At 72.3% G+C, this 12,361-nt stretch carries 12 protein-coding genes; 3 read left to right on the plus strand and 9 right to left on the minus strand.

Features of this window, described 5'->3' with window-relative positions; genetic code table 11:
• Positions 1–136: 136 nt before the first annotated feature.
• From ACZ5FU_RS18145 to ACZ5FU_RS18155, 3 genes are all read right to left on the minus strand, one after another.
• Complete coding sequence (locus tag ACZ5FU_RS18145) at positions 137–967, minus strand: MetQ/NlpA family ABC transporter substrate-binding protein (RefSeq protein WP_451531172.1); 831 nt, start codon at positions 965–967, stop codon at positions 137–139.
• Positions 968–1,054: 87 nt separating this feature from the next.
• Entirely contained in the window at positions 1,055–1,798 is a 744-nt protein-coding gene (locus tag ACZ5FU_RS18150) for a methionine ABC transporter permease (protein ID WP_451531173.1), read from the minus strand.
• Entirely contained in the window at positions 1,795–2,847 is a 1,053-nt protein-coding gene (locus ACZ5FU_RS18155; RefSeq protein ID WP_469045535.1) for a methionine ABC transporter ATP-binding protein, read from the minus strand. Before ACZ5FU_RS18155 ends, ACZ5FU_RS18150 begins: the two co-directional genes overlap by 4 nt.
• Positions 2,848–3,483: 636 nt before the next feature.
• On the opposite strand from ACZ5FU_RS18155, the gene ACZ5FU_RS18160 reads away from it, so the two are divergent.
• A complete protein-coding gene (locus tag ACZ5FU_RS18160) occupies positions 3,484–3,843 on the plus strand; it encodes a hypothetical protein (protein WP_469045536.1) in 360 nt (119 codons plus the stop codon).
• A gap of 1 nt (position 3,844) precedes the next feature.
• Entirely contained in the window at positions 3,845–4,258 is a 414-nt protein-coding gene (locus ACZ5FU_RS18165) for a hypothetical protein (protein WP_469045594.1), read from the plus strand.
• A gap of 10 nt (positions 4,259–4,268) precedes the next feature.
• Here ACZ5FU_RS18165 and ACZ5FU_RS18170 read toward each other — a convergent pair whose 3' ends face one another.
• Positions 4,269–4,766 (minus strand): GNAT family N-acetyltransferase, encoded by a 498-nt coding sequence (locus ACZ5FU_RS18170; protein ID WP_451531176.1) that lies wholly within the window; start codon positions 4,764–4,766, stop codon positions 4,269–4,271.
• A 545-nt stretch (positions 4,767–5,311) separates the two neighbouring features.
• A complete protein-coding gene (locus ACZ5FU_RS18175) occupies positions 5,312–6,493 on the minus strand; it encodes a glycerophosphodiester phosphodiesterase (protein ID WP_469045537.1) in 1,182 nt (393 codons plus the stop codon).
• 414 nt (positions 6,494–6,907) lie between these two features.
• On the opposite strand from ACZ5FU_RS18175, the gene ACZ5FU_RS18180 reads away from it, so the two are divergent.
• Positions 6,908–7,579, plus strand: a complete 672-nt coding sequence (locus ACZ5FU_RS18180; RefSeq protein WP_451531180.1) for a lysophospholipid acyltransferase family protein — start codon at positions 6,908–6,910, stop codon at positions 7,577–7,579.
• 73 nt (positions 7,580–7,652) lie between these two features.
• Here ACZ5FU_RS18180 and ACZ5FU_RS18185 read toward each other — a convergent pair whose 3' ends face one another.
• From ACZ5FU_RS18185 to argH, 4 genes are all read right to left on the minus strand, one after another.
• Positions 7,653–9,176, minus strand: a complete 1,524-nt coding sequence (locus tag ACZ5FU_RS18185) for an MFS transporter (RefSeq protein ID WP_451527965.1) — start codon at positions 9,174–9,176, stop codon at positions 7,653–7,655.
• Positions 9,173–9,724: a TetR/AcrR family transcriptional regulator gene (locus tag ACZ5FU_RS18190; RefSeq protein ID WP_451527964.1), complete on the minus strand. Its 552-nt coding sequence runs from the start codon at positions 9,722–9,724 to the stop codon at positions 9,173–9,175. The genes ACZ5FU_RS18185 and ACZ5FU_RS18190 overlap by 4 nt, the downstream gene beginning before the upstream one ends.
• A gap of 81 nt (positions 9,725–9,805) precedes the next feature.
• Positions 9,806–10,777 (minus strand): aldo/keto reductase, encoded by a 972-nt coding sequence (locus ACZ5FU_RS18195; RefSeq protein WP_469045538.1) that lies wholly within the window; start codon positions 10,775–10,777, stop codon positions 9,806–9,808.
• 76 nt (positions 10,778–10,853) lie between these two features.
• Entirely contained in the window at positions 10,854–12,281 is a 1,428-nt protein-coding gene (gene argH / locus ACZ5FU_RS18200) for an argininosuccinate lyase (protein ID WP_469045539.1), read from the minus strand.
• Positions 12,282–12,361 lie beyond the last annotated feature (80 nt).

Below are 12,361 nucleotides of genomic sequence, written 5' to 3' on the forward strand. Positions count from 1 at the left end.
GTCGCACCACGGGGTCCGCGCCGGCCGGCGGCGCGGACCCCGGGGTGTGCGGCGGTCGTCGGGGCGGGAGGACGCCACCGCGCGAAGGCCCCGCGGGCGGTGTTCTCCCGCGGGGGCTCGCGTGTCGGCTCGTGCGTCAGAAGGACGCGATGACGGAACCGGCGTACTTGTCCTCGATGAACTTCTTGACCTCGGCGGAGGTGAGGAGCTTGGCGAGCTTCTTCACGCGCGGGTCGTCCTCGTTGCCCTCCTTGACGGCGAGGAAGTTGCCGTAGGGGTTGTCCGTGGCGGACTCCAGGACGAGGGCGTCCTTCGAGGGCTTCAGGTCGGCCTCGATGGCGTAGTTGCCGTTGATGACGGCGGCGTCCACGTCGTCCAGGGAGCGCGGGGTCTGGGCCGCCTCCAGCTCCTTGAACTTGAGGTTCTTCGGGTTCTTGCTGATGTCGGCGGGGGTCGCCGAGTTGCCCGCGCCGTCCTTGAGCGTGATGAGGCCGTTCGCGGCGAGCAGCTTCAGGGCGCGTGCCTCGTTGACGGTGTCGTTCGGGACGGCGACGGTCGCGCCGCTCTTGAGGTCGTCGGCGCTCTTGAACTTGTTGGAGTACAGGCCGAGCGGCTCCAGGTGGACCGTGACGACGGGCACGATGTGGGTGCCGTTCTTCTTGTTGAAGTCGTCGAGGTAGGGCTGGTTCTGGAAGTAGTTGGCGCCCACCGAGCCGTCCTCCGTCGCCGTGTTCGGCGTGACGTAGTCGGTGAACTCCTTGACCTCCAGGTCGAGGCCCGCGTCCTTGGCCAGGTTGTCCTTGACGAAGGTGAGGATCTCGGCGTGCGGGACGGGGCTGGCGGCGACGATCAGCGGGCCGCTCGTGTCGGCGGAGCCGGAGTCCTTGTCCGAGCCGCACGCGCTGAGTCCGAGGGTGAGGGCTCCGGTGGCGAGGACGGCGGTGGTGATCTTGACGGTGTTACGCACGAAAAGTGCCTTTCCTGAGGTGGTGCGTCCCCGCGGTGGGTGTGCGGGGGAGAACGGAGGGAGGTGGTCCGGGGGTGCGGGTGCCGGTCAGCTCTTCTTGACGGCGTCGGTGGCGACCGTGCCGGGCAGGACGCCGCGCAGCGGCCTGAAGAGGAGCAGCGGGGTCCCCTTGCCGGTGCGCCGGTGCAGGGAGCGGGCCGCGAGGTCGCCGCCGAACTGGAGCAGGGAGATGACGACGGCCAGGACGGCGACGGTGATCCACATTAGGCCGGTCTCGAAGCGCTGGTAGCCGTAGCGGATCGCGATGTCGCCGAGGCCGCCCGCGCCGACGGTGCCGGCCATGGCGGAGTAGCCGATGAGGGCGACGACGGTCGTGGTGGCGCCGGAGATCAGGGACGGCAGCGCCTCGGGGACGAGGACGCTGCGGACGATCTTCCAGGTGCTGCCGCCCATGGACTGGACGGCTTCCACGAGTCCGCCGTCGACCTCGCGGACGGACATCTCCACCAGGCGCGCGAAGAAGGGGATCGCACCGATCGCGAGCGGCACGATGGCGGCCTCACGCCCGATGGTCGTTCCGGTCAGCCAGCGGGTGAAGGTCATCAGCGCGACCATCAGGATGATGAACGGCATCGAGCGGGCGACGTTCACGACCTGCCCGATCACCTTGTTGGCGACGACGTTCTGCAGCAGGCCGCCCCGGTCGGTGAGGACCAGGAGGATCCCGAGCGGAAGACCGCCGACGACGGCGATGAGCGTGGACCAGCCCACCATGTAGAGGGTGTCCCAACACGCCTGCTCCAGCAGGGGCTGCATCTCGGACCAGGTCACTTGGCACCGTCCTTCACCAGCGGGGGCCGCTCGTCGGCGGCGCCGGGCACGTCGATCTGAAGACCCTGTTCGCGCAGGAAGCCGATCGGCACCACGTTGTCCTCGTAGCGGCCGGGCAGTTCGATGCGCATCCGGCCGACCTGGAGGCCGCCGACGGTGTCGATGGCCGCGCCCAGGATCGAGATGTCGATGTTGTAGGTGCGCGACAGCTGGGAGATGACCGGCTGGGTGGCGGCCTCGCCCTGGAAGGTGACGTCGACGACGGTCCGGTCGTCGCCGGTCGCCTCGCCGCCCACCGGGAAGAGCGCGGCGGCCAGCCGGGAGCCGGGGGTGGCGAGCAGCTCGCTGACGGTGCCGGACTCGACGAGGCGGCCCCGCTCCATGAGCGCGGCGGAGTCGCAGATCGACTTCACCACGCCCATCTCGTGGGTGATGAGCAGGACCGTCAGGCCCAGCTGGCGGTTCAGGTCGCGCAGCAGCTGGAGGATCGAGCGGGTGGTCTCCGGGTCGAGGGCGCTGGTGGCCTCGTCGGAGAGCAGCACCTTGGGGTCGCCGGCGAGGGCGCGGGCGATGCCGACGCGCTGCTTCTGGCCGCCGGAGAGCTGGGCGGGGTAGGCGCCCGCCTTGTCGGCGAGACCGACGAGGTCGAGCAGTTCGAGCGCCTTGCGGGAACGTTCCTTCCCCGACTTCCCGAGGATTTCCAGCGGCAGCTCGACGTTGTCCCGCACGGTCCGCGACGACAGCAGGTTGAAGTGCTGGAAGACCATGCCGATGCGGCTGCGCGCCTCGCGCAGTTGCCGGCCGGCGCGCGGGCCGCGGCCGGCGAGGGCGGTCAGGTCCTGGCCGGCGACGGTGACCGTGCCGGAGGTGGGGCGCTCCAGGAGGTTGACGCAGCGGATCAGCGAGGACTTGCCGGCGCCGGACTGGCCGATGACGCCGTACACCTCACCTTCGCGGACGTGCAGATCGACGCCGTCGAGGGCGGTGACCTCACGGCCGCGTGAGCGGTCGGCCCCGTAGATTTTCGTCAGGCCCGTGGTGGTGATCACGTGGGTTTCCGTCACTGTCGAGTGCGCGGGCGTGGGTGTGCCCGGGCACGGGTGCATTCGGTCAGGGACGCGACACGGTTCTCGCGGTGGCGAGGGAACCGGGGGAGAACATGTGCGCGATGGGTCTCCCCGCGCCGTCCAGGCAGTGGGGGAGGTGCCTCGTCATGTACGCGGGGCGTACGGACGTGCCACGGTGTCTCGCTTCGGGGCGCGAGCTCGGGAGGTGGTGCGGGGGCCCTCTAGAAGGCGCACATTCGACACGTACAACGAGCACCGGGCGTCATGGTCGCCTCGGTCGCAAGGGTGCGGCTGCTCGTCGTGGTCATGCGATCAGTAAAGCAGACCTACGGTCCTGACCAAGACGAACCGTCCACATGTTGGACAGCCGTGGACAGTGCGCACGCACGGACGGGGCCTTCCGCCCTCTCGCCGCTCCCCCGCCTCCGACCAGGGGGGGACAAGGGGGCCCGGGTCCTCCCGCCGCCCCGGCCCCGGGTCCGCGGCCGGGGCGGGTTGTGGCCAACGCCACGGCCGCCGCCACGGCCGCCGGCAGGGCCGGGACCGGGCGCGGACCCGGTTCGGATCGGGCGCGGGCCCGGCCGTGGGGGCCGCATACGGCCGTAATAGGGTCACTGCATGCTCGATGTCCTGACGCTGACGACCGGTGTCGCCGCGCTGCTGCTCGCCGCCTGGTGCGGCTGGGCCGCCTACCGTGACCAGCCGACGAAGGACTGGCACTTCATCGGGATGGCCGTGGTCTCGGTGCTGGCGCTGGTCCAGCTGGTCGTCGGGATCGTGCTGCTGGCGCGGGGCGAGGACCCGGCGCAGGGCACGGTGATCTTCGTGGCGTATCTGCTGGGTGCCTTCGCGTGCGTGCCGGCGGCGGGGTTCATGTCGCTGGCCGAGCGGACACGGTGGGGTTCGGTGACGGTCGCGGCCGGCGGGGTCGTGCTCGCGGTCCTGGAGGTGCGGCTGTATGACATCTGGGGAGGCTGAGATGGCGGCCGTGAAGGAGAAGCCGGCGCGGCTGATCGGCGGGCCCGGTCTGCTGCTGGTCTGGTTCTACGGCGTGATGGTGGTCGGGGCGGTGTCGCGGTCGGCGTACCAGATCGCGACGGAGTTCGACCGGGCCCCGCTCGCGTACACGCTGTCCGCGGTGGCCGGCCTGGCGTACGGCTTCATCACGTACTCGCTGGTGCGGGGCGGGGAGAGGGCGCGCAGGGCGGCGCAGGTGTGCTGCGCCGCCGAGCTGGCGGGCGTGCTGGCCGTGGGCACCTGGACCCTGGTGGACCCGGACGCCTTCCCGGACTCGACCGTGTGGTCGGACTACGGGATGGGCTACGTGTTCATCCCGGTGCTGCTGCCCCTGACCGCGCTCTTCTGGCTGCGGAGGGCGCGGCGGGCCGGCTGAGCCCGGAGGGTCAGGCCGTGGCGGCGAACTCGTCCGCCGTCTTCTCCAGGACGATCATCGGAACACCGTCCGACCCCTGGGACGTGCCCACCGTCCGGTAGCCGACGCGGCGGTACAGGCGCAGGTTGCCCTCGCTGCGGTGGCCGGTGAAGAGACGGAACCTGGTGGCGCCGCGCTCCTCGGCCAGCGCCGATTCGGCCGCGCGCAGCAGCCTGGCGCCGATGCCGTGCCCCTGGAGGCGGGGGTGGACGCAGAGCCTGCCGATGGAGGCCGTGCCGTCCTCGGTGATCGTGCCGCGCACCGAGCCGACCACCTCCTCACCGAGCCGCGCCACGTAGACGCAGTCGGAGGCCAGCTCCTGCCGGACGGAGTCGAGGGTCTGCACCAGGGGGGCGATGCGGTAGTTGCCGTACAGCGCCGCCTCGCCCTGGAAGCACAGGTACTGAAGCCTGAAGATCTGTTCGGCATCCTGCTCGGCCCCCGCCGAGATGGTCACGCTCATGCCCATGTGCGCACGCCTCCCGCTCACCTGATCGCCTGTGGTCCTACACTCCTATCCCCGCGCTCCACGGGCCGCAACCTCCGGTCGGGACGGACGTCGCAGACATGCCGGGCATCTGGAACGTTCCGGTCCGGGACTTCCCTGTGAGATACCCGACTCCCCCGCGATCCCCCGGTACCCGAGGCCTCGCGGCGACGGCGGGACGTCCCGCCGGGCGGTGCGGCGGCCATGCCGGGCAGCGCGGCGGACCCGGCGCGGCCCGGCCCGCGCGGCGCGGCCGGTCCCGCGGGTCGCCGGTCCCCGCGAAAGCCCCGGGGCGGGCCGTCGGTGGGGGGCGCTCCGCACGGCGTGGCCGGACGGCCTGTCCGAGGTCGGCGGGCTCTGCCCCGGCGGTGTGCGTGGAGCCCGCCCCCGGCCGCCACCGTGAGCGGCGGCGGGTCGGCGGGTCGGCGGGCTCGTCGTACGTCGTGTGCGGTGCGACGCGGCCGCCCGGGGGCGGATCGCCCGGGCGGCCGGTCGTCACCTCGGCGGGGTCAGGAGTCCCGGCGGGGTCAGGAGCCGTTGACGAAGTCCTCGCGGGCGAGGAGGCCGGTGTCCGGCTGGTCGGTGAAGACGCCGTCGATCCCGGTCGCGAAGTAGGCCCGGTACGCGCCGAACACGTCGCCGTAGGCGTCCGCGCCGGTGCCCCTGCGGAAGTTCGCGGGCAGGAAGGGGTTCTCGTTGCGCAGCGTGTAGGGGTGCAGGATCAGGCCGGCCGCGTGGGCGTCCTTCACCAGGGTGGTCGGCGTGGTCAGGTTGCCGGCCGCGTCCCTGGGAATGACCAGGTCGAGGGTGGGGCCGATGCCCTGCGCGTAGCCGGCGATCTCGCGCAGGCCCTCGCGGGTGACCAGGTCGGCGACCGTTCGCGGGTCGCCGGTCTCGACGAAGTCCCAGGGGCGGGTGCCGGCGCCCGAGAGCAGGACGACGAGCGGGTTGCCGACCATCTTGTCCAGGCGCCGGACGCTGGTCGGCTCGAAGGACTGGAGGATGACGGGCGCGTTCCTGCCGTCCTTCCCGTGCTTGCGCAGCAGCCTGGCGACGCGCTCCTCCAGGTTCAGGCCGAGCTTGCGGAAGTAGGTGGGGTGCTTGAGCTCGGGGTAGATCCAGACCTGCTTGCCGCGCTTGCGGGTCTGCTCGTCCTGCCAGCGCAGGACCTCCTCGAAGGTGGGGATCTCCCAGCGGCCGTCGTAGAGGGTGTTGCGGGGGCGGTTGGCGGGGATGCGCTCGGTCGCGCGGAGCGTCTTGAGCTCGGCGAGCGTGAAGTCCTCGGTGAACCAGCCGGTGGTGGAGACGCCGTCGAGGAGCTTGGTGGTGCGGCGGCCGGCGAACTCCGGGTGGCTCGCGACGTCCGTGGTGCCGCCGATCTCCGGCTCGTGACGGCAGACGAGGTGGCCGTCCTTGGTGGGGACGAGGTCGCCGGCCTCGACGATGTCGGCGCCGAGGTCGAGGGCGAGCTGATAGGACCCGAAGGTGTGCTCGGGCCGGTGTCCGCTGGCACCGCGGTGGCCGATGATCGTCGGCACGGGGAGACCGCGGACACCCTTGCCCTCGTGCCGCGTCCCGGTCGCCGCCGCGGGGCCGGCGAGTCCCAGGGTCGTTCCGGCGGCGCCGAGCGCGGCGGCCGCTCCGAGGAACGCCCGCCGTCCGGTTCCGCTCGTCCGGGCGTTCGAGTTCTGCGACTCCTGCGACACCATGAGGGTCCTCCTGCCATCGGCTCGTCCCGTGCGCGCCGATCGTAGGGGGGTGGACATGGCCGCCGGGAGACCGCGACCCGAACACCCGGCCGACGGTGGATGGCGCCTGCCGTACGACGACTTGACGCATCGTCCGGTTCGCCGGCGCGGGACGGGGTACGCGACCGTCACCGGCCGAGGCCGCACCCGGCCACCGGCACGGAGGCCGCGGGGAGCCCGCGGGCCTTCGGAGCGCGATGTCCGTCACATCGTCCCGTCCGTGTGTCGGGCCCGCGGCGGATCGGCCGTGCAGGTAAACGTAGGTCAACAGTGCGTAAGACCTCGGTGAACCCGATGTGCGCCGCCCCCGGCGGCGCGAGTATCGTCCTCACCTGCACAGACTCATACCGCTATCCCTTGACATCGGAGGGCTCGTTGTCCCGCTTCGCGCTCATCAAGGCAGTGCTCGGACCGGTCATGCGCCTGATGTTCCGCCCCCGGGTCGAAGGCGTGGAGCACATCCCGGGCGACGGTCCGGTCATCCTGGCCGGCAACCACCTGACCTTCATCGACTCGATGATCCTGCCGCTGGTCTGCGACCGGCAGGTCTTCTTCATCGGCAAGGACGAGTACGTCACCGGCAAGGGCCTCAAGGGCCGGCTGATGGCCTGGTTCTTCACCGGCGTCGGCATGATCCCCGTCGACCGCGACGGCGGCAAGGGCGGGGTCGCCGCCCTGATGACCGGCCGCCGGATCCTGGAGGAGGGCCGGGTCTTCGGGATCTACCCCGAGGGCACCCGCTCCCCCGACGGCCGGCTGTACCGGGGGCGTACGGGCATCGCCCGCCTGACCCTGATGACCGGTGCGCCGGTGGTGCCCTTCGCGATGATCGGCACCGACAAGATCCAGCCGGGCGGCTCGGGGATGCCCCGCCCCTCGAAGGTGACGGTCCGCTTCGGCGAGGCGATGGAGTTCTCCCGGTACGAGGGCATGGACCGGGACCGGTACGTGCTGCGCGCGGTGACGGACTCCGTGATGACGGAGGTCATGCGGCTGTCCGGGCAGGAGTACGTGGACATGTACGCCACGAAGGCGAAGGCCGCCTGAGGACGCGCGGCCGCCCCGCGGGCGGCCGCTCGCCCACGCCGTGGAGCCGCGCGTCGGCACGGCTCCACGACCGTCAGGGCCGGCTGTCCAGCCGCTGGCCCCGGAGCATGAACCACGCGGCCACCGCCGTCGCCAGGAGCACCACCGCTCCCGCGCCCGCCGCGATCGCGAGGCCGTCGACGAAGGCCCCGCGTGCCGACGCCAGCAGTTCCCCGGCCGTGTCCGCGGGCAGGCCCGAGGCCGCCTCCACCGCCCCGCCCAGCGACTCGTGCGCTCCCGCGGGCGTGCCCGGCGGGGCCGGGAAGCCGCGGTAGACGCCCGTCACGATCGAGCCCAGGACGGCGATGCCGAGGGCCGCGCCCAGTTCGTACGCCGTCTCCGAGACCGCGGACGCCGAGCCGGCCTCCTCCTTGGGCACCGAGGACAGGATCACGTCGGCCGTGACGGTGAACGAGAAGCCCGCGCCCACGCCGACGGCCAGCAGGGACGCCCCGAGCAGCGGATAGCCGGTGCTCTCGTCGATCACCGTCAGGGTGGCCAGCGCCAGGCCGATCGCCGCGAGACCGCCGGAGACGACCGCCCGCACCGAGAGGCGCCGGGCCGCGTGGCCGGCGACCAGACCGGCCGCCACCGCGCCGACCGCGGCGGGCAGTTCGGCCAGTCCCGCCTCCAACGGGCGTCTGCCCTGCACCAGCTGCAGGTACTGGGAGAGGAAGAAGACCAGGCCGGACAGGCCGAGGACGGTCAGCAGGTCGGCCAGGACCGCGCCGCTGAAGCCGCGGTTGCGGAACAGGCGCATGTCCAGCAGCGGCACCGGCAGGGTCAGCTGGCGGCGGACGAAGCCGTACAGGGCCGCCGCGCCCAGCAGGGCGGCGCCGGCCGTGGCCCGGGTGAGGCCGTGGGCGGCGGCCTCCTTGACGGCGTAGACGACCGCGATCATGCCGATGAGGGAGAGCGCCACGCTGCCCAGGTCCCACGGGCCGGGATCGGGCTTGCGGGACTCGGGCAGGGTCCGGATGCCGACGACGACGAGGACCGCCATCACGGGCAGGTTGATGAGGAAGACCGAGCCCCACCAGAAGTGCTCGAGGAGGAAGCCGCCGACGATCGGCCCGATCGCGGTGCCGGCGGAGGCCGTGGCGCCCCAGATTCCCACCGCCAGGCTCCGCTCGCGCGGGTCGTGGAAGAGGTTGCGGATCAGGGCGAGGGTGGCGGGCATCAGGGTCGCGCCGGCGACGCCGAGGAGCGCGCGGGCGGCGATCATCATCTCGGGGGTCGTCGCGTAGGCGTTCAGCACGGATGTCGCGCCGAAGGCGGTGGCGCCGACGAGCAGGATGCGCTTGCGGCCGATCCGGTCGCCCAGGCTGCCCATCGAGACCAGCAGACCGGCGATGACGAACGAGTACACGTCGCCGATCCACAGGAGCTGGGTCCCCGAGGGCCGCAGATCCTCGCTGATGTACGGGGTGGCCAGGCCGAGGACGGTCGCGTCGACGGCGACCAGCAGCACGGCGAGGACGAGGACGCAGAGCGCGAGCCAGCGGCCGGGGCGCTTCACCGCCTCGTCCGGGTTCACCGGCTGCAGCGTGCCGGTCACGGTTCCCGCCTCCTCAGCGCGCCCCCGAGCAGCAGCTCGACGATCATGTGGGTGAAGTCGTTGCGGGCGACGCGGCCTTCCGCGACCGCCCAGGCACCGGAGGCCAGCAGGCCGTACAGGGCGTCGGTGAGCCAGGCCGGGCTCAGGTCGATGCGGAACTCGCCGTCGGCCTGGCCGCGCCGGAACAGGGCGGCGACACGGTCGTCGATCCTGGTCCAGCCCTCGTTCTGTCCCTCTCCCTCGAACAGCTGGTTCTCGCTGTAGAGGAAGGCCAGCAGGGCGGCCGCGGGTTCGATCTCGCGGACCAGGCGGCGGACGGCGTCGCTCGCCGGGCCGTCGTCGGGGCGGGCCCGGTCCAGGGCGGCCTCGCACTCGTGGATGCCGAGCTCCTCCAGCGCCCGTACGAGCGCGTCGCGTCCGGCGAACTGCCGGTGCAGGGTGGCCCTGCTGATCCCGGCGGCCCTGGCCACCTCGTCCATGGTCGCGGTGGATCTGCGGGTCAGCAGGGCCGCGGCACTGCGCAGCACGTGGTCACGATCGACAGCCATGAGACGAGCCTAACCCATATGAGACATCAATGTCTCATTGGCGGCACGCGCGTCTCTCGTGGCGCTTCCCGGGGAGATCCCTCAGTGCCAGGGCAGACGGCCGCGTCGCTCCCAGTAGGCGGCCGGCTCCTCCGCCAGGACGGCGAGCCGGGCCAGCCGGTCCTCGTCGAGGTCGACGACGGCCGCGTGCAGGTTGGAGGAGAGCTGCGTGAGCGTCGCGGCGCCGGACAGGACGACCCCGGCCCACGGCTGCCGCAGGACCGTCGCGAGGGCGACCGCGTCACAGCCGAGGCCGGTCTCCTCGGCCACCGCCCTCAGGGCGTCCGGTGCGTACGGCCCGGCGAGACGGCCGTTGGCCATGCCCTCCTTGACGATCACCGTGAGTCCGGCCTCGTGGGCCTCGGCGAGGGCCGGGCCGGCCGAGGTCTCCAGGACGTTGTACGTGGACTGGACGGTGCGGAAGAGGGGGGTTCCGTCGACCTCGACGGCGAGGGCGGCGCGGACGGCGTCGGCCTGGGCGGGACCGCTGGTGGAGAAGCCGACGGTGAGGCCTGCGGCCGCGGCCTCGGCCAGTTCGGCGTGGAGTTCCTTGTCGGTCAGGGCCGGGCTGTCCGGGGTGACCGAGTGGATCTGGTACAGGTCGAGACGGTCACCGAGCAGAGCGGCCGTCTCGGCGCGCTGGCGCTCGTACGTCGTGAGGCTGTGGTCCTTGACCTCGTGCCGCTCGGCGTCGGTGGTCCATCCGGCGGTGTAGGTGTAGCCCCACTTGCTGCCGACGACGACGTCGGACACGTCGGGGCGGGACCTCAGCCAGTCGGCGAGGAACTCCTCGGAGCGGCCGTAGGAGCGGGCCGCGTCGAGGTAACGGACCCCCTGGGCGTAGGCGGCGTCGAGGAGTTCGTGGGTGCGGGCGCGCAGCGCCTCGACGCCGCGGTCGTCCCCGAGGTCCCGGTCCCGGCCGAGGTTGATGTAGCCGGGGCGGCCGACCGCGGCGAGGCCCAGGCCGATGTGGCAGGTGGGGGTCGTCGCTGCGGCGAGGCGGGCGAAGGGCATCGCGGGCTCCATCGGGTCGGCTCCGGTACGGCTGGCGACCAACGTAACCCGCGACGCCCCGACGGCGGCGGAGCCGCTACTTCTCGGCGCCGGCCCACCGGTGCTGGAGGGCCACGTCCGCCTTCACCTCGGCGAGCTGGACGGCGACCGCGCTCGGCGCCGTACCGCCGCGGCCGTCGCGGGAGGCGAGGGCGCCGGGGACATTGAGGACGGAGCGCACCTCGGGGGTGAGGTGGGCGGAGATCTTCGCGAACTGCTCGTCGGTCAGCTCGTCCAACTCCTTGCCCTCGGCCTCGGCGGCCTTCACGCACTCGCCGGCGACCTCGTGCGCCACCCGGAACGGCACGCCCTGCTTGACGAGCCACTCGGCGACGTCGGTGGCGAGGGAGAAGCCGGCCGGGGCCAGTTCCTCCATGCGCTCGCGGTGGACGGTGAGGGTGGCGATCATGCCGGTGAAGGCGGGGAGCAGGACCTCCAGCTGCTCGCAGGAGTCGAAGACGGGCTCCTTGTCCTCCTGGAGGTCGCGGTTGTAGGCGAGGGGCAGGGCCTTGAGGGTGGCCAGGAGGCCGGTGAGGTTGCCGATCAGGCGGCCGCTCTTGCCGCGCGCCAGCTCCGCGATGTCCGGGTTCTTCTTCTGCGGCATGATCGACGAGCCCGTGGAGAACGCGTCGTGCAGGGTCACGAAGGAGAACTCCTTCGTGTTCCAGATGATGATCTCCTCGGCGATCCGGGAGAGGTTCACACCGATCATCGCGGTGACGAAGGCGAACTCGGCGACGAAGTCGCGGGAGGCCGTGCCGTCGATCGAGTTGCCGACGCTGCCGCGCTCGAAGCCGAGGTCGGCGGCGACCGCCTCCGGGTCGAGGCCGAGCGAGGAGCCGGCGAGCGCCCCCGAGCCGTACGGCGAGACGGCCGTGCGCTCGTCCCACTGGCGCAGCCGCTCCGCGTCCCGGGACAGGGGCTGCACGTGCGCGAGGACGTGGTGGGCGAAGAGGACCGGCTGGGCGTGCTGGAGGTGGGTGCGGCCGGGCATCGCCACGTCCGGGTGGGCCTCCGCCAGGCCGATCAGCGCGTCCTGGAGATCGGCGATCAGGCCGCCGATGATCCGGGCGTGGTCGCGCAGGTACATCCGGAAGAGGGTGGCGACCTGGTCGTTGCGGGAGCGCCCCGCGCGGAGCTTGCCGCCGAGGTCGGGGCCGAGGATCTCCAGCAGGCCCCGCTCCAGGGCGGTGTGGATGTCCTCGTCGGCGACGGTGCCGACCAGGGCCCCCGAGGCCACGTCCGCGGCCAGCCGGTCCAGACCCGCGAGCATGGCCGTCAGCTCGTCGTCGGTGAGCAGGCCCGCCTTGTGGAGCACGCGCGCGTGGGCACGCGAACCGGCGATGTCGTAGGGCGCGAGCCGCCAGTCGAAGTGGACGGACGCGGACAGTTTCGCCAGGGCCTCGGCGGGCCCGTCGGCGAACCGGCCGCCCCAGAGCCGTACGTCACCGCTGTTGCTGCTCACTTGCGTTGCTCCTAGAGGGGTGTGGGCGAACTCGGGTCTTCGCAGGCCGACCGGTGCTCTTCACAGGCTGACTCATGCAT

This window comes from Streptomyces sp. NPDC031554 (assembly GCF_055580685.1).